At 69.8% G+C, this 19,113-nt stretch carries 13 protein-coding genes and 2 pseudogenes; 10 read left to right on the top strand and 5 right to left on the bottom strand.

The annotated features are described in order from the left end of the window. Positions 1-4: 4 nt before the first annotated feature. Complete coding sequence (locus ACFYOJ_RS29855; protein WP_356555330.1) at positions 5-3,313, bottom strand: type ISP restriction/modification enzyme; 3,309 nt, start codon at positions 3,311-3,313, stop codon at positions 5-7. 586 nt (positions 3,314-3,899) lie between these two features. On the opposite strand from ACFYOJ_RS29855, the pseudogene ACFYOJ_RS29860 reads away from it, so the two are divergent. The 5 genes and pseudogenes from ACFYOJ_RS29860 to ACFYOJ_RS29880 all read left to right on the top strand — a co-directional run. Next, a pseudogene (locus ACFYOJ_RS29860) lies at positions 3,900-4,285 on the top strand (ATP-binding protein); the annotation flags it as partial. A gap of 167 nt (positions 4,286-4,452) precedes the next feature. Beyond that, positions 4,453-4,902 carry a hypothetical protein gene (locus ACFYOJ_RS29865; RefSeq protein WP_356555328.1) on the top strand — a complete coding sequence of 150 codons (450 nt, stop codon included), beginning with the start codon at positions 4,453-4,455 and terminating at the stop codon, positions 4,900-4,902. Positions 4,903-5,440: 538 nt separating this feature from the next. Beyond that, the gene (locus ACFYOJ_RS29870; protein ID WP_356555327.1) at positions 5,441-5,875 is read left to right on the top strand and encodes a hypothetical protein; all 435 of its coding nucleotides are present in this window, start codon (positions 5,441-5,443) and stop codon (positions 5,873-5,875) included. Positions 5,876-6,174: 299 nt separating this feature from the next. Next, positions 6,175-6,459 carry a hypothetical protein gene (locus ACFYOJ_RS29875; RefSeq protein WP_356555325.1) on the top strand — a complete coding sequence of 95 codons (285 nt, stop codon included), beginning with the start codon at positions 6,175-6,177 and terminating at the stop codon, positions 6,457-6,459. A gap of 110 nt (positions 6,460-6,569) precedes the next feature. After that, positions 6,570-6,770 carry a hypothetical protein gene (locus ACFYOJ_RS29880; protein ID WP_356555324.1) on the top strand — a complete coding sequence of 67 codons (201 nt, stop codon included), beginning with the start codon at positions 6,570-6,572 and terminating at the stop codon, positions 6,768-6,770. Between the two features lie 88 nt (positions 6,771-6,858). Here ACFYOJ_RS29880 and ACFYOJ_RS29885 read toward each other — a convergent pair whose 3' ends face one another. Beyond that, on the bottom strand, positions 6,859-8,388 hold the full coding sequence (locus ACFYOJ_RS29885; RefSeq protein WP_356555322.1) for a glycosyltransferase family 39 protein: 1,530 nt from the start codon (positions 8,386-8,388) through the stop codon (positions 6,859-6,861). Positions 8,389-8,516: 128 nt separating this feature from the next. Here ACFYOJ_RS29885 and ACFYOJ_RS29890 point away from each other — a divergent pair, with 128 nt between their 5' ends. The 4 genes from ACFYOJ_RS29890 to ACFYOJ_RS29905 all read left to right on the top strand — a co-directional run bounded on the left by ACFYOJ_RS29890 (position 8,517) and on the right by ACFYOJ_RS29905 (position 15,365). Continuing rightward, positions 8,517-9,197 carry a response regulator transcription factor gene (locus tag ACFYOJ_RS29890; RefSeq protein ID WP_356555321.1) on the top strand — a complete coding sequence of 227 codons (681 nt, stop codon included), beginning with the start codon at positions 8,517-8,519 and terminating at the stop codon, positions 9,195-9,197. Further along, the gene (locus tag ACFYOJ_RS29895) at positions 9,184-10,710 is read left to right on the top strand and encodes a HAMP domain-containing sensor histidine kinase (protein ID WP_356555320.1); all 1,527 of its coding nucleotides are present in this window, start codon (positions 9,184-9,186) and stop codon (positions 10,708-10,710) included. Before ACFYOJ_RS29890 ends, ACFYOJ_RS29895 begins: the two co-directional genes overlap by 14 nt. Before the next feature lie 211 nt (positions 10,711-10,921). Continuing rightward, positions 10,922-12,088, top strand: a complete 1,167-nt coding sequence (locus ACFYOJ_RS29900) for a serine hydrolase domain-containing protein (protein WP_356555318.1) — start codon at positions 10,922-10,924, stop codon at positions 12,086-12,088. Positions 12,089-12,620: 532 nt separating this feature from the next. Further along, positions 12,621-15,365, top strand: coding sequence for a tetratricopeptide repeat protein (locus ACFYOJ_RS29905; protein ID WP_356555316.1), 2,745 nt, complete (start codon positions 12,621-12,623; stop codon positions 15,363-15,365). Positions 15,366-15,433: 68 nt separating this feature from the next. On the opposite strand, the gene ACFYOJ_RS29910 is transcribed toward ACFYOJ_RS29905, so the two are convergent. Then, positions 15,434-15,976, bottom strand: coding sequence for an MOSC domain-containing protein (locus ACFYOJ_RS29910; protein ID WP_356555314.1), 543 nt, complete (start codon positions 15,974-15,976; stop codon positions 15,434-15,436). A gap of 201 nt (positions 15,977-16,177) precedes the next feature. On the opposite strand from ACFYOJ_RS29910, the gene ACFYOJ_RS29915 reads away from it, so the two are divergent. Then, complete coding sequence (locus ACFYOJ_RS29915; RefSeq protein ID WP_356555312.1) at positions 16,178-16,735, top strand: hypothetical protein; 558 nt, start codon at positions 16,178-16,180, stop codon at positions 16,733-16,735. A 62-nt stretch (positions 16,736-16,797) separates the two neighbouring features. On the opposite strand, the gene ACFYOJ_RS29920 is transcribed toward ACFYOJ_RS29915, so the two are convergent. Both ACFYOJ_RS29920 and ACFYOJ_RS29925 read right to left on the bottom strand, forming a co-directional pair. Next, positions 16,798-18,606, bottom strand: a complete 1,809-nt coding sequence (locus tag ACFYOJ_RS29920; protein WP_356555311.1) for a cholesterol oxidase substrate-binding domain-containing protein — start codon at positions 18,604-18,606, stop codon at positions 16,798-16,800. A gap of 246 nt (positions 18,607-18,852) precedes the next feature. After that, positions 18,853-19,104 (bottom strand): annotated as a pseudogene (locus tag ACFYOJ_RS29925) (esterase family protein); the annotation flags it as partial. Positions 19,105-19,113: the final 9 nt, after the last annotated feature.

Below are 19,113 nucleotides of genomic sequence, written 5' to 3' on the forward strand. Positions count from 1 at the left end.
CTGATCAATCACCGTCGGCGTTGCCGAAGAGACCCTCCATAAGAGCGCTGACGCGCCGGGCCTTACGTGCGGCCTCCTGGACAGGCAGGATTCCTTCACTTCTCAACTCAGCCTCCGTGACAACGGGACCGGACAGGACTTCGGTCAGCAGATCCCGCTGAGCGGGAAGCATGTCGGTCAAACGACGCAAGACCGAAAGTAACTGGACAAGCTCTTCCGTCCACTCGCCGGGCCATGATTCGACGTGCATGTCATCCAGCGGGCTTGTCCTCTTGCTGTTCGGTGAGGCCTTCCTGTAGCCGAACCACTTCCGGATAACCGGCATCCCGCCGACATCGAAGCTCCACACCGCTTCGGGGACGGGACTGAACGAGCCCTCGCCGACGTGCAGCGTTTCGGTCTCGGCGTCGTAGTGCAACTTCTCAGGAAGCGTCGCCCCGATGTGGGTCAAATAGCGAACTTGACGTGGGTCGCCGGTCTGGAATTCAACATCCTTGAGTGGACGGGCGGCTTCGGGGGCGACGGCTCTCTCACCGTAGGTGAGCGCCCAGACAGCTTCAGAGCCAAGTGCTACTGCCTTCAGCCAGGTCTCGCGCTTCCGGGTGAGGGGGATCCGTACGCCGGGGGTCAGCAGTTCCTCCGTGAACCGCGTGGTGAAAGCCGAGTGGCCGGCAACGGCAATCGTGTACGCGGCCAAGTCCTGGACCGCGACCTCGTCCAGTTCGAGGACGGAGCTCAGGTGGGCGAGCAAGCCCGCGGGGACATTGGCCGAGCCGTCCGGGTGGAGGATCGGCATGCTGCGGCCACCACGCCCGTTGAAGTGATGGGTGTCCGGTATGAGCGCTGTGGCCATGACCGCAGGACCCGACTCGATCACCTGGGAGGACTGCTGGTTCAGGAAGAGCTGGTCCTCGCTCATCGCGTCCCAGAGGTCGGGGCGGGGAAAGTCGATGACCCGACTGTCTGCGATGAGCCATTGCCTGTCGAAGCTACGCTGCGCAATCCGGCACAGGCGAGGCCGGATGGAAGTCTCCTCCGCGATTGTGGCGCTGCCGGACTGACCTGGGAGTGGGACCACCCGGCGGTGGAGCGTACGGTCTCGCGTTTCTTTCAGCAGGTCGGCTTTCTCTGCCGCTTCTCCCTCCCCGATCAGCCGGGCCCAGCGGCGGCGTAAGGTCTCGGCAGACGGCGCACTGACCCATGACCGATTGGCCTTCATACCTGGGCTGCCCCACGGGAAGAGGTCATCCAGAGCAGGGAAATCTTCCCAGCCCGACTGGGTTGCCGGGGTGAAAGGGCGCACATCGGCGTCATGTGTGTCCCGCCATGCCTCGTCGTCCAGCCGGATCTGCTTCAGCTGCCTGAACTTCTCCTGCCGCTTCCCCGAGAGCGCCCGGTAATGGATGCGAGCAGGCTGGTCGGGATCCGTGTCGGCTCGCCGTACGAATATGCAGATCGCCAGCGGCTGGGCAACACCCGGGAAGACCCGCGTGCTCACATCCGCTCGCTGTCCTTCAGGACTCAGGTTGATGATCCAGCCCTCGTCGCAGGTCCGTCGCAGGTAGGTACGCATGCCGCGCCCGCCGGGCCCCGTAGCGAAGCCGGACGGTGTGATGAAGCAGATCACGCCGTGCTGATCGGCCTCATGGGCGTCGAAGACCTTCCAGGTGGCCCAGCGCCAGAAGTACACGTACATGTTTTTCAGGACGTGCTCGTACCGGCCGTTGCCCGGATGACGGAAGGCGTCCAGCAGCGGAGGCTCCTGGCCCTTGGGGCGCTTCTCCACCCACCCGCCGCGGTTCTCCGCCTTGTCGTCGTACGGCGGATTGCCGATGACCACCGTGACCGGTGTCTTCCCCTTCACCTCGTTCGCACGTCGGCGGGAGATGGAGAGAACCTCGTACGTCGAGGCCAACTCCTGTTCTTCCACATACGGATTGTCCAGGGTGTCCGTCACAAAGAGATTGAGGCCGCGCTCGGGCAACGGAGCGTTGTGCCTCTTGAGCAGATCCGAGGCACGCATCTCGGCGACCGCAAAAGGGCCCATCTGCAGCTCGAAACCGAACAGTCGTCGGGCGAGCCGCGTTATGGCGTCCCTGGCCATCGCCGGCCCGCTCCGTTCGGCGGCCTGCGATGCCACGCGCTCGATGATCGTGTGCAGGAAGGTCCCTGTCCCCATGGCCGGATCCACGATCCGCACGTCGTCCTCGGCGTAGCCCTTCGCCTTCCCGAGGCGGCTGCGCAGCACATCCTCAGTGAGGCGGACCATCTCCTCGACCACTTCGCGGGGGGTGTAGTACGAGCCGCTCTTCTGCCGCAGGCCCGCGTCGTACACAGTGAGGAAGTCCTCGTACAGGTGGAGATACGCGTCTTGGTTGCCCCGGCGGATGCTCTCCCAGTCGACACAGCTGATCGTGCGCCGCAGCAGGTCGAGGGTGACTTCGAAGCGTTCGTTGACGTTGTCGGTCAGGAGCTGGAGCGCCCTGCCCATCAGTGCGTGGTCGGCATCCAGCTTGCGGCCGACCTCGTGGAGGCTGACCTGTGTGAGGTCGATGCCCTCAACACGGGCCAGGAGCAGCGCGAAGGTGACGGTCTGCGCGTATCCGTCGGCGAAGGTCACGTCGTCCGCGGAAGGGAAAAGCAGCCTGCGCCAGTCGCTCTTCAGCCCAGAGAAGGGACGAGCCTGCGCGAAGCCGTCCTCATCGGTCGACCTGGCTTCGGCAGCGAGCTGTTCAAGGACAGCGCCACGGAGGAGTCGACACAGCGGAGCGACGTGCTGGACCAGCCTGGAGACCTGGCGGATGGGAGGAGGTGCCCAGAGCAGAAACACCTGCATCATCGTGTCGAAGGCGGCGGGATCAGCCGGCACGAGCTTCTCGCCGGCGGTCTTCAGCGACCCCACGAAGCGGACCGTCTCACCGAGCTGCACACCGTGGCGGAACAGGCGCCACTCCGTGCCGTTGGAGTACAGGAGGTTGGGCAGGTCGCGTAGGTTCTCCCACTGCTCCCGGTTCCGGCGGGTGAATGCCTCGGGATCTACGCTCAGTCCGGGCTTCTTCAGCTCGATGTAGCCGTTGACCACTCCGTCGACGCGCACGGCGTAGTCCGGACGCACACCGAGGTCGCGGAGTTCGACCTCGTCGTGCCAGGTGACTTCGGAGAGGGAGTGATGGCTTCCCACCGCCGCGAGCAGGTTCTCCAGTGGGCCACGTATCGCGGCCTCCTGTCCGCCACCACCGGCAAGCTTCATCCTGCATGCGCGGCCGAAGTCCGAGACGGCTTGGACCAGCCAGTCGTACGTGCTGGGCGACACGGTTCCCCCCTGGAAGTGTCATGAACACGAATCCCTGGTTATGTCAGGCAACTGACAAGACGTCAACTACGGGAACACGCCTACGCGCACACGAAGATCCCCTACCTACTGATCTGCCCGTTCCGGGAACGAACAGGAAGCCGCCGAGGGGGCGCTCTTCGTCATCCGGGCCGCGCCTGGAAGCACAAGCATCGAGCTACGGGATCCGCACACCCCACGGGAGTGGAGTGCGTCATGTAGCGGGACCGGGCGCGGAGGGTCGTTCGAGCGGAACAGCGCCCTCAGATCCGACTGGCTCACCAGCGCCCCCCCTGTTTGTCGACAGCGGTGGCAGAAGAACGGCCGAGCTGAATGAGCGTCAAGTCAGCCTGGGCGCGGGTGGGTAGTTCCGGAAATCCCTGTGTGGTGGAACGTGCAGCGCCGCGCCGCCTTGGAACCACTGCCCGGTACCGTCTCGTACAGCGCCCGCACGCACCACGTATGAAAGTCCGGTGTCAGTACGTCGCCGCTGGTCACAGCGGGCACACAACGCCACTGTGAGCCCATGGCCGCAACACGATCACCTCTTACGGTGCACGAGTTCACGATGCGCTTCAACTCCACCCCGCGCGGTGCGCGTCTCGCCCGGCGGCTGTGCGGGCACCGGCTCGACGCCTGGGGCGTCCCGTACGGCAGCGACGCGCACGACGCCGTCACGCTCATCGCGTCGGAGCTGTGCAGCAACGCTGTACGGCACGGGCACGTGGCCGGCCGGGACTTCGTAGTTCGGCTCACCGCCGCCCCGGCCACCGGCACCGTCCGGATCGAGGCCACCGACACGCGGGGCGAACGCCTCCCCCCGCATTCCCACGGCCGTACCGGAGGACGGCGACGGCGGGCCGCGGTCTGCTCCTCGTCGAGGCGCTGGCCGACCGCTGGGGATGCGCTCCCCGTGCCTCGGGCGGGCCCGGCATGACGATCTGGGCGGAGTGCACCGCACCCGGCCTGACCTGTCCTGTTCTGCCCTGTCCTGTCCTCGGCTGTTCAGTGGAAATGGGTGAACCGGCGAGGCCGGCGCATCATGACGGCAGCTACGGAGTCACGGGCAGCACTCGCGACGTCCCCTGACACCACCACCTGTCGGAGAGGAAGCACCGCTCATGATGGAACCGGACGAAATCGCCGAACTCCGCACCATGTACATCTTCGCCCCGCCGGAGGGGCAAAGCTGGGGTCTGACATACGAGGGCCTGGAAGCGATGCTGCGTGAGCGGAACCCTGAAGCGTTCGTCCGTGTCGACGACGGCACCGACGGGCCCGTCACCGGGTCGTCGATGCACTTCGGGATCACTTTGGACGACGAACAGATCGAAGGCATGGCCCTGCTGTCACCCGAAGGTGTGTCCGTCAAGAACTGCACCCCCCTGTCCGCAGCAAGCTTCGTCCTCTGGCTCAGGAACAACGTGGTACCGGCGGGCACGACCGTCATGTTCAACACTGAGTGGGGCGTAGAGGCCGGCCTCCCTGACACCCCTGTCCCGGACGTTCCCCGTCCGCGCGTCGTCGCCGCCTTCATGACCCGTCTTGTGGAGACCGGGGACATTGATTGAGCACGGGGGATCGACCAGGCCGCTCTCGCCGTCGGTCATGCCGTTTCACCCGGCGTGGCCGGTTTCCGTACCCAGGGCTGGACACGTACGGCGAGGAAAAGCGCCGTCTGCTTCGGGGGAGGCTCGGGCAGCCGAGCTGACGTGCAGGCTGCACGCAGCCGCTCCCCGCACCGCCGACCGGTTTCTGACGCCGACCAGGGCATCCAAGAGCAGCAAGTCATCGCTCGTACGGCCCTGGGTGATGTCCCGGTTGCGCCACCATCGAGGAACGGGACCTCGCCCGCCGCCCGGTGCGACTGGCCGAACTCACGAGCAGAAAAAGGCACTTGATGGACGCGTTCATCAAGGCGCGTCTCGCCCGGACCAACGCGGTTCACCTGTAGCGGCTCGTGAACCGGACCCGGCAGCCGGCGCCAGCGGCGTGAACGGTCCGCTTCCTGGAAACCCGAGCGTGACCTCCCCGCCCCTTGCCGGGTTGTGCCTCACGTGAGGAGTGGCCTGCCCATGAGCCACTCGGGACGATCCAGGGGATGGGACGATGTCGGACAGCGTGACATGGCTGGCCGCCGCAGGCGGTACCGCTCTGGTGGGTGCGGCCGCGACGGACGCCTGGCAGTCCGTGAAGTCGGGATTCACGAGGCTGCTGGGCCGCGGAGATCACAGCAGGGAGCTGAGCATCGCCACCAGGCTGGACGGCATGGCAGCACAGCTGGAGCAGCGGCCCGACCACGAGCGGGAAGGGGCGCGTCAGGAACTGGTCATCGGCTGGACCGCACGACTGAGCGACTTCCTCGAGGACAACCCCGAGGCCGCGGCCGAACTCCGGGAGCTGATCGACCGCGTACAGGCCGGCCTGCCCGAGACCAGCAACGTCGCACGGCAGTCGGTGCACGCCCAGGATCACGCGGTCCAGTACGTCAGCCAGCACGGCAACGTCTACGTCAACCATCACGCACCGCAGGAGCCGCGGTGAGCCAGGAGCCTGGCGGCCAGCAGGAGTTCCGCGCCGACGGGAGCAGCGTCCAGTACGCGTCACAGTACGGCAGTGTCCACATCAACAACTACTACGGAGCGCCCCCGCCCGAGACGCGACCCGCGGCCCGTCGTCTCCGGGTGCCTCGACGTCCGTCGCCGACCCCGTCCCCACCGGAGCGGCGGCCGACGCAGTGGTATCGGCGGTACCGGCGGTGGGCCGCAGCCCGTTCTCTCAGACCGCGGGACGCAGGATGGACGGGTGGGTGCCTGGTTCCCCTGGTGTACTGGTTCTCAGCCATGGTGCTGGCCGCCAGGGGGACGGAACAGGAGACCGCTGATCCCGGCCAGTGGGTGCTGATCCGGAACCTGGTCGCCCTGTCCGGTGCTGTCTTCTATTTCGTCTGGGGCCTGTGCGTCCGCCTGCCCAAGGATCGCGCGACCGCCGCCGGTCTCGGGTTCTTCCTGATCACGGGTGTACTCCTGGCCTTTGTCGATGATGCGCTCACCTGGTTCGGTGTCGTGTTCTGTCTGGCGACCGGACTGTGCGTGGCCATCGGCGTGAGGGCGATGCGGCGGAGGTAAAACCCCCTGCATGTGATCCTCCCGGGCCCGGGACAGACCGCGCGTGGATGGGCCCGGCGTACATCCCCGGGCCCCTTCTCAAGGGTGCCCACTGGATCGACACCCGTGTCATGACCACTTCGTTGTTCCTGATCGAGGCCTACGACTCAAAGAGGCGGGTCTGCACGGGCACAAGCACGCCCAAGTACGCCATCGACGCGGCCCTGGCCGCCGTCGCCCTGCGACAGCCGGGGCCGGTCACAGTCTTCGCCTCCGACGAGGACGACCTGCGCAAGCTGTGCGGCGACCGCGTGGTGGTCAGGGGCCTGTAGGGCGGCCGGGCAGGGCTGTCCGCCCTGTCACGAGGGCCTCCACTACGGCCACGGAACCGCAGTTCGCCGAGCCGCGGCACCGTCGCCGTCACCTCGTCGCCCCGCCGCTCGCTCCCGGGCTGTCGGAGCCGGGAGCGGCCTTCGGAGACGTGTCGTGGTTCCGGACGTAGACGGTGATTCGCGCTCCGTTGACACGGGTTGTTCCGTGCTCGCGGAAGTGGTGGCGCAGGGTGCTTGTCTTCGCTTTCTCCTGCGGGCCGGTCAGCGAGTGCGCCTTCGCCGCGTGGACCACGACGATCCGGTCGAATTCCCGCATGCGTGCCGCGATCTCCCGGGCGGGAAGCTCGACGCCTGCGAGTGTGTGCGACGAAACGGGGTCCTGTGCCAGGGCGAGATCGGTCAGGAGACGGGTGTCCTCGGGGTCGGCCGCGGTCAGGAGCCGGTGCTGGCCGGAGAGATAGAGCAGCCCGTCGCCGGGGCGGCCCGCCTCGCGTACGGCGGCGCCGATGGCGGTGGCGTCGTTGCTCCGGCTCTGGGGCGTTCTCAGCGCAAGGCTCGGCGGGACGAGCGCGGCCAGTACGGCGACCGCCGCGATCCACGTGCAGCGGGAAGACCGGTGCCGCCGGTGGAAGTGGTCCGTCCACGCGCCCAGCAGCAGGGCGATCCCGACATGACTGTAGAGCACGTACCGGTCGACGAAGAGGGGCTTGACCAGTGAGGCGATCAGCAGCAGAAGGCCCGGAAGCACGACGAGCGGCACGGCCAGCGCGGAGAGCCGCACGGGTCCCCTCGTCCCCAGGGGCGCCAGGGCACACGCCACTCCCACGACCGCCACGGTCAGGACATCGGGAAGCCGCACCGGTCCGTCGATCCAGGCCACCTGCTCCGACTGTCCCGCACTGCGGATCGCCAGCGGCGACAGCCCGGCCACCACACCCGCGGCAGTCACACTCCACGCCTTCAGCACCGGCCGTGGAACACGGGAGACGAGCAGGGTGACGCCATGTGCGACGAGGGCGAGAACCGCGAACTCGTGGAGCAGACAGGCCGACAGCATGGTGGAGCCGTAGACCGCCCACCGCCACCGGGTGCGATGCTGGACGCCGGCCACGAGCGCATAGGTGGCCCAGGTGACCAGGGCGCAGACCATGGCGTACGAGCGGCCTTCCTGCGCGTACTTCTGGACCTGGGGAAGGAGCGCGAACACCAGCCCGGCCAGCAGCCCGGCACGGGGTCCCGCCAGGCGCAGTCCCAGAAGCCCGACTCCGCTCGCCGCCGCGGACATCGCCAGCACGGACGGCAGCCGCAGCGTCAGCAGCCCTCCGCCGAAGAGACCGAAGATCCCGTGCATCACGGCGTAGTGGAGGGCGTGGACCAGGTCGATGTGCTGGGCGGTGTGCCATATCTGCGAAAGGTCGCGGTGCGCGAGCTGGTAGGTGACGGCCTCGTCCCCCCACAGGGTGTTCTTCCTGCGGATGCCCCAGAGCCCCAGAGCGAGGGTCAGCGCCAAGGGCGCGATGACGACGACGGCCCTGGGCGGACCCGGTGGTTGTCGTCGGACAGGTACGGGAGGGGAGGGCGTTCTGGCCGCGGCGGGGACATGTTCGGCAACGGGCATCGGTGACAGGGCCTTTCAGCGGCGGTGAGGAGACTCCGCCAGCGTGCCCGGACCTCGTTGACCGGTTGCTGATCCAACCTGACCGGCCGGTCAGGAAGGCGGGCCGGTGCTGTGCGAGTCTGGGCCGCATGCGCATCCTGGTGGTCGAAGACGAGGTGGACCTCGCCCGCACCCTGCACACCGGTCTGACCGCGGAGGGCTACAGCGTCGACCTCGCCCATGACGGCCGGCAGGGACTGTGGATGGCCCGGACCGGCGAATACGCCCTTGTCGTACTGGACTTGATGCTGCCCGGGCTCAACGGCTACAAGGTCTGCGCCCAGTTGCGCCGGGAGGGCAACGCGACCCCCATCCTGGTGCTCACCGCCAAGGACGGTGACTGGGACCAGGCGGAGGCCCTGGACACGGGGGCCGACGACTACCTGGTCAAGCCCTTCTCCTACCTGGTGCTCGTCGCACGGCTGCGGGCCCTGGTCAGACGAGCCACCGAGGTCGCCCCGCCCGTCCTCGCCGTGGGCGACCTCTCGTTGGACGTCGCCGGCCGGGTCTGCCGCCGGGCCGGGACCCGGGTGGAACTCACCCCCCGGGAGTTCGCCGTGCTGGAGCTGCTGGCCCGCCGGGCGGGCCAGGCGGTCTCCAAGGCCGATCTGCTCTATCACGCGTGGCCCGACGAGGCCCTGGACCCCAACCTGGTGGAGGCGCGCGTCAGCGCGCTGCGCAAGAAGGTGGACGCCGCGTTCCACCGGAAGTCCCTGCAGACCGTACGGGGTATCGGTTACCGACTGGTGGACGACCGTGAACGCGACTGAGCCGCGGCGCCTGCGGTGGCCGCGTTCGGTGCGGGCCCGCACGGCCCTGGCCGTCGCCTCGGCCGCCGCCGTCGTCCTGGCCTGCATCGGCTGGTGGGTGCACCACGAGGCCTACCGCCAGAGCACGCAGATCGCCGAAGTACAGGCCCGGAAAAGCCTCCTCGCCCTCGTCGATCAGCTGAAGGAGGGGTCGGTTCCCAGTAGGAGAAGCGCCGTCCCCTACGAGGTCGTCGCGACCGGCCGACGCACCGCCGTCGCCTCCGGCGGAGGTATGGAGGACTTCGGTCCCGGCGCCCGCCATGTGCTGCCCGCCCCCTCCGCGCTCACCGCCCCACCACCGCACGACGATGCCGAATGGGGCTATGCGATCCGTCCCCTCCGTATACCGGTGCTCCGCGACCACAGCCCCAGCACCAGCACCAGCACCAGCACCAGCACCGGGAACGGTTCCGACTTGGCCGGCGGGACCTACCCGGTCCTGTACGACGACATCTGGGCCGGTGAACTGAGCAGGGACGAGGCCGCCGCTCTGGGCGTCGGCACCGACGCCACGCTGCGGGTCTACGTGGTGCAGCTTCCGGACACGGCCGAGGCGATCACCGAGACCACCGACCGCCTGCTGCTGCGGGCCGGGCTCGTCGGCCTCGTCCTGATCGCCGCCGTCGCCTATTTCGCCGTCCGGATCGCGCTGCGGCCGGTCGAGGCCATCCGCGTCCTCACCGCCTCGGTCACCGCGAGCAACCCCCGCGAACGCGTCACCGTCCCCGCCACGGGACGCGAGATCACCGCCCTGGCCACCACCATCAACACCACCCTGCAACGCCTCGACAACGCCGCCGCCCAGCAGCGCCGCTTCGTCGCGGACGCCGCCCACGAACTGCGCAGCCCCCTCACCACGATGCTGGCCAGTCTGGAGGTCGCGCTCGCCTACCCGGAACGCACCGACTGGCCCGCCGCGGCCACCACCGCCGCACGGCAGACCCGCCGCCTCCACGCCCTCACCGAGGACCTGCTGCTCCTCGCCCGCCTCGACACCCGCACCCCCGCGGCCGGCCTCGAGACCGTCGATCTGTCGGCCCTCGCCTCCCGGCTGGTCGAGCAGTACCCCCTCCCCGAACGCCCGTTGGACCTCACCTGCGACAGCACCGCCCCCGCACTCGTGCACGGAAACCCCGACGAGTGCGAACGGCTGCTGCGCAACCTCGTCGACAACGCCGCCCGCCACGCCGCGCACCGCGTCCAGATCACCGTCCGGGAGCAGGACGCCCGGGTCGTCCTCACGGTGCACGACGACGGACCGGGCGTACCTCCCGAGGACGCCGAGCGCATCTTCGAACGCTTCGTCCGGCTCGACGACGCCCGCTCCCGCGACCACGGCGGCACCGGCCTGGGCCTCGCCATCGCCCGCGACCTGGCCCACCGCCACCGGGGCACCCTCACCCTCCTCCCCCGCACCCTCGGAGCCTGCTTCGAGCTGCGCCTTCCCCGCGCCCCCGCCCCGGCCGGGAAATGACGCGCTTCACCGCGCTTCACCGAGCTTCACCGCGACGGCCACGGCATCGGCAGGGAACGGCAGGTCCGGTGGGTCCGGTGGGGGTCACCTCACCTTCGGGGTGGTGCTGGGTGCACCCGTGATCCGGTGGTCAGCAGCAGTGACCTTCGTGCCGGAGGGCGGACAGCATGGCTGGTGCCGATCCGGGCGGAGAGCCGAGAAGGAGCACGCGATGCGGGCGAGGACCACCTCGAAGGTGCGCGGAGGACTGCTGGTCGCGGCGGTGGTGGGGCTGTTGAGTTCCACCACCGCCGTGGTCGGTACCAGCGCGTCGGTGAGCCGTCCCACCGAGGACGGGGCGCTGCGCGGGAGCCTCGACTCGCTGGTGCGCGAGGAGAAGTTCCCGGCCGCGCTGGCCTGGGTGAGCAAGGACGGGCGCGAGAGGTCCCTGGTGGCCGGTTCCTCCCGGCTGGGCCGGCAGGTCCCCGTGCCCCACGACGGCCGGGTCCGGGCGGGGAGCAACACGAAGACCTTCACCGCGGTGGTCGTCCTGCAACTGGTGGCCGAGGGCAAGGTGAAGCTGGACGCGCCGGTCGAGACGTACCTGCCCGGTGTGGTGCGGGGCGAGGGCATCGACGGCAGGATGATCACCGTCCGGCAACTGCTGCAGCACACCAGCGGGCTCCCCGACTACACCGAACACATCGGCCTGGAGAACTTCCAGGAGGTGCAGCACAGGTTCTTCCACCCGCACGACCTGCTCGCCGCGGCGCTGGCGCATCCGGCGAAGTTCGCGCCGGGCGCCAAGTGGGAGTACAGCAACACCAATTACCTGCTGGCGGGCCTGCTGATCGAGCGGGTGACGGAGCGCCCCGTGCAGGAGGAGATCACCCGGCGCGTGATCAGGCGGGCGGGACTGCGCCACACCTACTGGCCGCAGCCGGGCGACCAGTCCATCAAGGGCCCCCATCCCCACGGGTACGCGATCGGCGACCGGGAGAAGGGGAACGTCGTCGACGCGACCGAGATGGATCCCTCCTGGGGCGGCGCCGCGGGCCAGTTGATCTCGACCCCGAGCGATCTGGCGAAGTTCTCCCGGGCGCTCGTCGACGGCAGGCTGCTCCCCCGCGAGCAGCTCGCCGAGATGCGCAGGACCGTCGACGCCCCGGTGTTCCCGGGGTGGCGGTACGGGCTCGGCGTCATCAGTGTCCCGCTGAGCTGCGGCGGCGTGTACTGGGGGCACGGGGGTGACATCGACGGGTTCGAGACCCGCGGGGGCGCCACGGACGACGGCCGTGCCGTCGGGCTCGCGGTGACGGCGCTGCCGGGCACCTTCGGCGACGACGAGAAGGCCGCCGAGGCGGTCGTGGCGGCCGTGGACACCGCGTTCTGCACGTGACGCGGACGTCCCCCGGAGGGCCGGGCATCGCCACCACGCCGACCGCATGCACATCCCCTCTCCGTTCTCCGGCACACCCGGCGGATTCCACCGAGTTCGCCATGGCCTTCACCTCCGCTCCGCGCGGCACCCGCCTCGCCCAGCTCTTCGACGCGCGTGCCCCGCCAAGTGGGTCCGTCGGCGACAGCCCGGACGGAAGCAGTCGACCAGTCCCGTGGGGTTCGGAGTCCCGACGCATGCGCCTGCCCGCAGGGCGCCGGAACGACCCGTCGGCCTCCTCACGCTCTGTGGAGATCTCGAGCTGGCCGGGGCAGCCGGGTGTCAGGGGCGGCAGAGCCGTGGCACCCGTCGTGCGGCGGCCGCGGAGGGCATAGGCAACTCGGCATGCGAGCCGACGAGTTGTGCTGGATGCCGACGACGGCCCGAAGAACTGTGCGTCTCGGTGTGAAGTCGTTCCGATGTGCTGGTGGGTGGTCACGGCACCGACCGGAGCCGATACGATCGGATGTCCGCGAAGCTCGGGGGAGGCTGCGTGTCGGGAGAAATCGCCGCACGGCGCAACACCTTGCTGGTGGCCACTGCGACCGGTGTGGTCGCCGGACTGGGGCTCACCGGTGACATCATCTTCGATGTCTTCCAGGGCCGGACCGCCTGGGCCGTGTGCGGTGGCGCGGCCCTGGTCGCGGCGGGACTGGGGGCGTACGGGACGCTCAGGGCCCACCGTGCCGCGGCCGCGCCCCCGGCCCCGGTACCGGCCCCTGCCCAGGTGCTGCCGCCCCGTGAACTGCCCACCAGGGAGACACTGGCGGGCGACACCACCGTCCTGGACGGTCTGCTCACCTACCTCCGGGACGTGTCCGCGCCCGGCAATCGCACGCTCCCGTCGAGCGGTACCGAGAGGCAGTCGAAGCTCGTCGTCGTCCACGGTCCGCCCGGTGTGGGCAAGACGGCCCTGGCGCTCAATGCCGCGCACGAGGTGAAGGACGCCTATCCGGACGGCCAGATCTACCTCGACCTCCACGGGGACGAGGCGACTCCGAGGAGCAGCGCGGACGCCCTCGGCCACATGCTCCGCAGTCTGCATGTGGCGCGGGAGGACCTGCCGGACTCCGTCGACGACCGGTCGGCGATGTTCCGTACGCTCACCGCCGACCAGCGGCTGCTCATCCTCCTGGACAACGCGCACGGTACGGATCAGATCGAGCCGCTGCTGCCCACCGGCGCCGGGTGCTCGGTGCTGGTCACCTCCCGACGGGTGCTCTCCCTCAACAGCGCCACCCAGCGGGAGCCCATCCCGGTGCACCTGCCGGACGACCAGAACGCGCTGGCCGTGCTCGCCCACTACGCGGGGCAGGAGCGGATCGCCGCCGAGATGGAGGCGGCCATGGACATCGTCCGCTTCTGCGGCAACCTCCCGCTGGCCCTGCGGCTGGTCGGCTGCAAGCTGAAGCAGCGCTCCGGTTCCAGTCTCGTCCGCATGCGCGCGCTCCTGGAGGACGAGAGAAGCCGCCTGGACCATCTGAAGTTCGAGAACCGCAGCCTGGCCGCCTGTCTCGTCTTCAGCTTCCAGGGCCTCACGCCGGCCACGCGTTCCTCCTTCGCCATGCTCGCCTCCCTGCCCGCGGGCCGGCTGACCGACTGGCACTTCGCCCGGCTCGCGGCCACCCGTGGGGCCGGTCTCGCGGCCGGCGACGAACTGGTCGAGGTCGCGATGATGGAGACGCTGGACGGGGAAGGGGACGGCGGGGCCGAGAGCGGTTACCGCATCCATGACCTGATCCGTGTCTTCGCCGCCCGCCGGTACGAGGAACTGCCGCCCGAGGAACGGAACGCTCTGGAGGAGCGCCTGGTGAGAGCCTACCGGGACGCCGTCGTCCACTGGGCGGCCCAGCGCGCCCCGGAACTGCGCGCCGAGGTCGATCCCGAACGCGTGCTGGACCTGCGCGACTCGCCGACGACGGCCGCCGAGTGGGTCGCCGCGGAGCAGGACCGTCTCCTCTGGGCGATCGACCGTGCCCGCAGCCTCGGGCTGAACACCGTGGCGGCGGAGATCGGGGAGGCGCTGTCGTATTTCCTCGACGACATCACTCTGGCCCCGAACTCCGCCGACTGGATCTTCCACGTTCCCGGGGAGACCCGGCCGCGGGTGCTGGCCGGTCTCCGCCGGGCACGCGCGAGCGCCGCCCTGACGGCAGGCGACCCGGACAGGGTGCTCTCCCTCCTGAATCCGGACGACGACGACCTGGCCTCGGACGGCGACGACGCGGCGGACAGCTCCGTACGGGCCCGGGACACCGTGCTCGTCGCCCGGGCGCACTCGGTGAAGGGCGACTACCGCACCGCCCTCGACCGCATGACGGCCGCGGTGGACCGGTTCCGTGCGGCCGGCGACTCCTGGCACACCCTCGGGTCCCTCGAGCTGCTGGGCGAGCTGCAGCGCTGGCGCGGCAAACCCGAACTGGCCGAGCAGAGCCAGCGGGAGGCGCTGCGCCTCGCCGAACGGACAGGTGACCTGAGGGCTCAGGCGCGTCTGCGGCGCACCCTGGCCGAGACACTGGGCTATCTGCGCCGCCCGGCGGAGGCGGCTCCCCTGCTCGAGGCGGCCAGGGACGACTTCAGGCTCCTCGGCGACCGCCGCTGGGAGGGCGCGACCGAGTACGCCCTCGGCAAGATCTACCGGCTCATGGGAGAGCGTCAGAAGGCACTCGACTGCTACAGCAGGGCGGAGGGCCTGTTCGGCCCGATGGGCGAGCGGCTGTGGATCGGCCGGGTGAACAACGCCCGTATCCGCGTCCTCGCCGGCCTGGGACGGCTCGACGACGCCGCCGCCACCGCCCGTGAGGCGATCGCGTTGTTCGAGCAGCTCGGCAACGGCATGTGGGTGGCGCACACCCAGCGGGACGTCGGCTGGCTGCACCTGCGTGCCGGACGTCCCCAGGACGCCGAGGCGCCGCTCACCCACGCCGTGGACGCCTGTGCCGCGGCCGGTGACGCCTACGCGGGCGCCATGGCGCGTCACCTGCGCGGCGTGGCCTACCGCGAACTCGGCCGGTACCCGGAGGCCCATGCCGACTTCGACGCCGCGCTGGAGATCTACAGGTCCGGCTCGTACGAGTGGAACGAGGCCGCGGTGGCCCACGACGTGATCCGCGCCCTCCGGGCGGAGGGCCGTACCGAGGAGGCCGACGTCATGGAGCGTGACGTCTCCGCCGCCAACCCGGTCTTCGACCGGATGCGCGGCCGGGACGGGGCGACCGCGGTACCGGACGAGGACTGACGTCCGCAGCAGCATGCTGCCGGAGGCCGACGCCCTGGTGTCACCGCCCGGCCCCGGGGCCGCGTCGGTCAGACCCGGTCCAGGGGCCGGTGCGGGCCGTCGGGAAGCTCCACTGCGATCGTGTCGTCGGGGCGCACCGTTCCGCCCTCCTTCACGATGCTCATGATCCCGGCCTTGCGCACGATGTTCCCGGCCTCGTCGCGGCCGACGACCTGCTTCAGCAGCCCGTCCTGGAAGTTGTCGATCTGTACGCAGGGATTGCGCAGGCCGGTCACCTCCAGCACCGCCTCGTCGCCGATGCGCAGCAGCGTGCCGACCGGCAGGCCGAGCAGGTCTATGCCACGGGTGGTGATGTTCTCGCCGAGGTCGCCGGGGGTCACCTCGAATCCCTCCGCGCCGACCTCGGTGAAGAGCTCTTCGTGGATGAGGTGGACCTGGCGCAGGTTCGGCTGGGTGGGGTCCTGGGCGACGCGTGAGCGGTGCTTGACCGTCACGCCGGCGTGGACGTCCCCCTCCACACCGAGTCCGGCGAGCAGCGTGATGCTGTCCCGGTTCGGCTTGGTGAACGAGTACTCGCCGTTGCTGCTGACCGCCGATACTGTCCCGCTCATCCTCGGCCCTCTCTCCTCCATGCCGATGCATCAGCCACGACCCTACCTCCGGGCCCCGGCGCGCGGCCGCGGTGCGCGGACAAGGCGCTCGCTCTGGTCGCCGCCAACGATGGGAAGAAGGCCGGTGTCTGGATCGTCCAGTACTCCGAGGAGACGGCACCGGGTCCGGGGATCGGCGTAAGGATGGGAGAGCGGCACGCGATGGCCTTCACGAACACATGGGACTGGCGCAGCCTGGAGACGCTGAGCGTTCCGGCGGCCGACCTGCCGGCGTATCTCGACCGGCTTCTCGGGCAGGACCCCGCGGAAAGAGCCCGTGCAGAGGGGGTCCTGTACTGCCAGGTCGCCAACCAGGGACACCTGTACAGCGCCGCCGCTCCCTGCGTCGACGCCCTTACGACCCGTGCCCGGACGGGCGAGCCGCTGACACCGCAGGCCGTGAGCCTCCTCGAGTGCGTGCTGAACGCCCGGAATGCCGGCGTACGCGCCGCGGTGGAGGGCGGGTCCGTCGATGTCGCGGACTACTGCAGGAGGGAGATCCTGGCCGTGCTCCCCCAGTTGCTCCGGTACGCGGACGGTGTGGACGCCGAGTACTTCCGCGAGGTCTGCTATCTGATTCCCCAACTGGCCGATTCCTCCGACGCCGTGCTCTCCTTCCTGCGCAGGTCCGCCTCGTCGTTCGTCGGCGAGCTGCGACAGGTGGCAGCCGACGCGTTGGAGGAGGCCGAAGAGGTGGCCTCGGAAGGACACATGCCGTAGAACCAATGGCCCCCGGGGAGTTATGTGCCAGGCCTCGGGGGGTTATGCGTCAGGCCCCGGGGTCACACCCGTACCAGCCGGTCCGTGAAGTCGTTGCCGAAGACGCCGTGGGGGTCGAGGCGGTCGAGGATGCCGATCGCCTCCGCCCACTGTCCGCGCCCGTAGGAGGCCGGGACCACGGTGCCGATGACCTCCTGGTCGGCCCAGGCCGCGGTGTCGGTGTACCCCCAGCCCTTGGACCACTCGACGCGGGCGAGCGCGTAATCACCGTCGAAGGTGCGCAGCAGGAAGCGTTCCAGGTCGCGGTAGAAGGCGTGCGCACCGGGTGTGGTCGGCTGGGTGAGCACGTCGATCCACACCGCGCAGTCGAACTCCGGGTGGTCGGGGTGCGGCCGGACGACGGACAGCAGTGGCGGACGGGCGCCGGGGGCCGCCGACTCCTCGGGCCTGTCCAGTCCTCCGACGCGGATCTCGACCTGACCGTTGACCGGGTAACTTCCTCGCAGCGCGGCAGACTCGAGTTGTTCGCTGTAGTAGGCGGCGAATTCGGAGACGACTCTTTGCACATCGGCGCGCCGGGTCAGGATGGCGTAGCCGTTCGCGGTCTCGCGCAGGGTGGTGGGGCGCAGGTAGAACTGGAGCGCGTACGCGGGGCCCCACAGATCGGTGGCGAGGGTGGCGGTCAGGCCGGTCGCCGCCACGGTGTACTGGGCGAGACCGAGTTCGGGTGCGAGGAACCAGGCTCCCTCGCCGACGAGGCGCCCCGCGAGGCGGGCGACCGGTGTCGGCAGGACGTCGCTGAACGGGTAGTTGTACGGGTGGCTGACGGGTCGTGAGGTGGCGGGGCGCTCGGGGCTGAGGCTCCACACCTTCAGCCACGGCCGGTCGGTGAAGGCGAACCAGATGGCCTCCACGCGGCCCGCGCGGTCGAGGAAGTCGGCGAAGGTGTTGCCCCGTCCGGCCGCCGCGCTGCCGGGAGCCGCGAACAGTTCGTCACTGCTGATGTCGACGCGGCTGACACAGCGCAGCGGCACCTCCTTCCCCGCCTGGAGCACCACCTCGGTGAGCAGTCCGCGTCCGATGTGGGTGGCCAGCGCCTCGCACTCGTCGTCGGCTCCCCGGTGGAACGTGCGCACCACGTACTCGGCGCGTCCGGTGTCCCAGACGACGGCGGTGAGGGAGAGGACGAGGTTGCTGAGCGAGCCGTAGGTGTGTCCGGGGCGCGGGGCCTCCCCGACGGCCGGGACGCTGGTGCCGTGGGCGTCGATGGCCAGGGTGCCGCCGAGGGTCAGTTCCCCGGGCGCCGGTGTGTTGGTGACTCCGAGGCCGTGGTCGGCGAGGAAGGCCATCAGGGTCTCCAGGAGCACGCCGGTCTGCGCGCGGACGGCACCGGGCGCGCCGGGTGGCGGCGTGACGAGTTCCATGGCGGTGAGGTGGCGGGTGGTGTCCATGAGGAGGACGCGCTCGTCCGGCCGGGACGAGCCGGTGATGGTGAGCGGGGACCAGTTGTGGGCCTTGCCGCGTGCGCGCAGGCGCCAGCCTTCACGGTGGGCCCAGTTGGCCAGGTCGGCGATGTCCTGGGCGGTGCGCGGCGCGCAGGCCCATAACCCGCTGTGGGTGATCTCTCCCGACCAGTTCACGTAGGGGGAGCGGTACGCGACCAGCCCGGCGGGCAGTTCGGGCGCGACCGAGGAAGTGCTCGAGGGGGTGGCAGAGGGGACGGCCACGGCCGGGGATGCGCCCGCCGTCCACGCCTGGATCGGGACGCCGACCACCGCGGCGGTCACCGCCGCCGCCCGTATCACCGCGCGGCGGGAGGGGCGGGAGGTTGTGGCTTCGGCTTCGGCTTCGGGAGTGGGTTGTTCAGTCATAAAATTGAATGTACATAGCCATTCTGTTGAATTGGCGGAAAAGAAGGAAGTGCGACCGAAACGCCCCCACACGGTCCGTGCGCCCGGGAGCACCGCCACGATCCCGTCACCGCCGTCGGCTCCTGCGCGCCGGAGCACGTACAGCGCGGGGGCGTGGTTGTCCCCGGGCGGACGTCGACGCGGAGACCGCCGTCGGCTGGGCGCGCCTGCTCAGTGGTCGATCGCGAGCGCCTTTCGCAGCATCGGCAGTGAGCGGACCTCGACCGTCCGGCCGCCGAGGGCCGCTGATCGTACCGACAGGTCGGCCTGCCGGTCCGCGACCCGGGTGACGGCGACGACCTCCGCGCCGTGCGGTGAGGGGGCGCGGGGCGTCTTCGCCTGCTCACCGGTGGCGGCCAGTGCGGGGACGGTCGGTGCGAGAAGGGCGAGGAGGGCGAGGAGGACGGTGAGGGCGAGCAGGACGCGGGATCGGAGGGGCGGGGCGGTGGTCGCGGGCACGGCGGCTCC

The organism is Streptomyces sp. NPDC006384 (assembly GCF_042870695.1).
GTDB lineage: Bacteria > Actinomycetota > Actinomycetes > Streptomycetales > Streptomycetaceae > Streptomyces.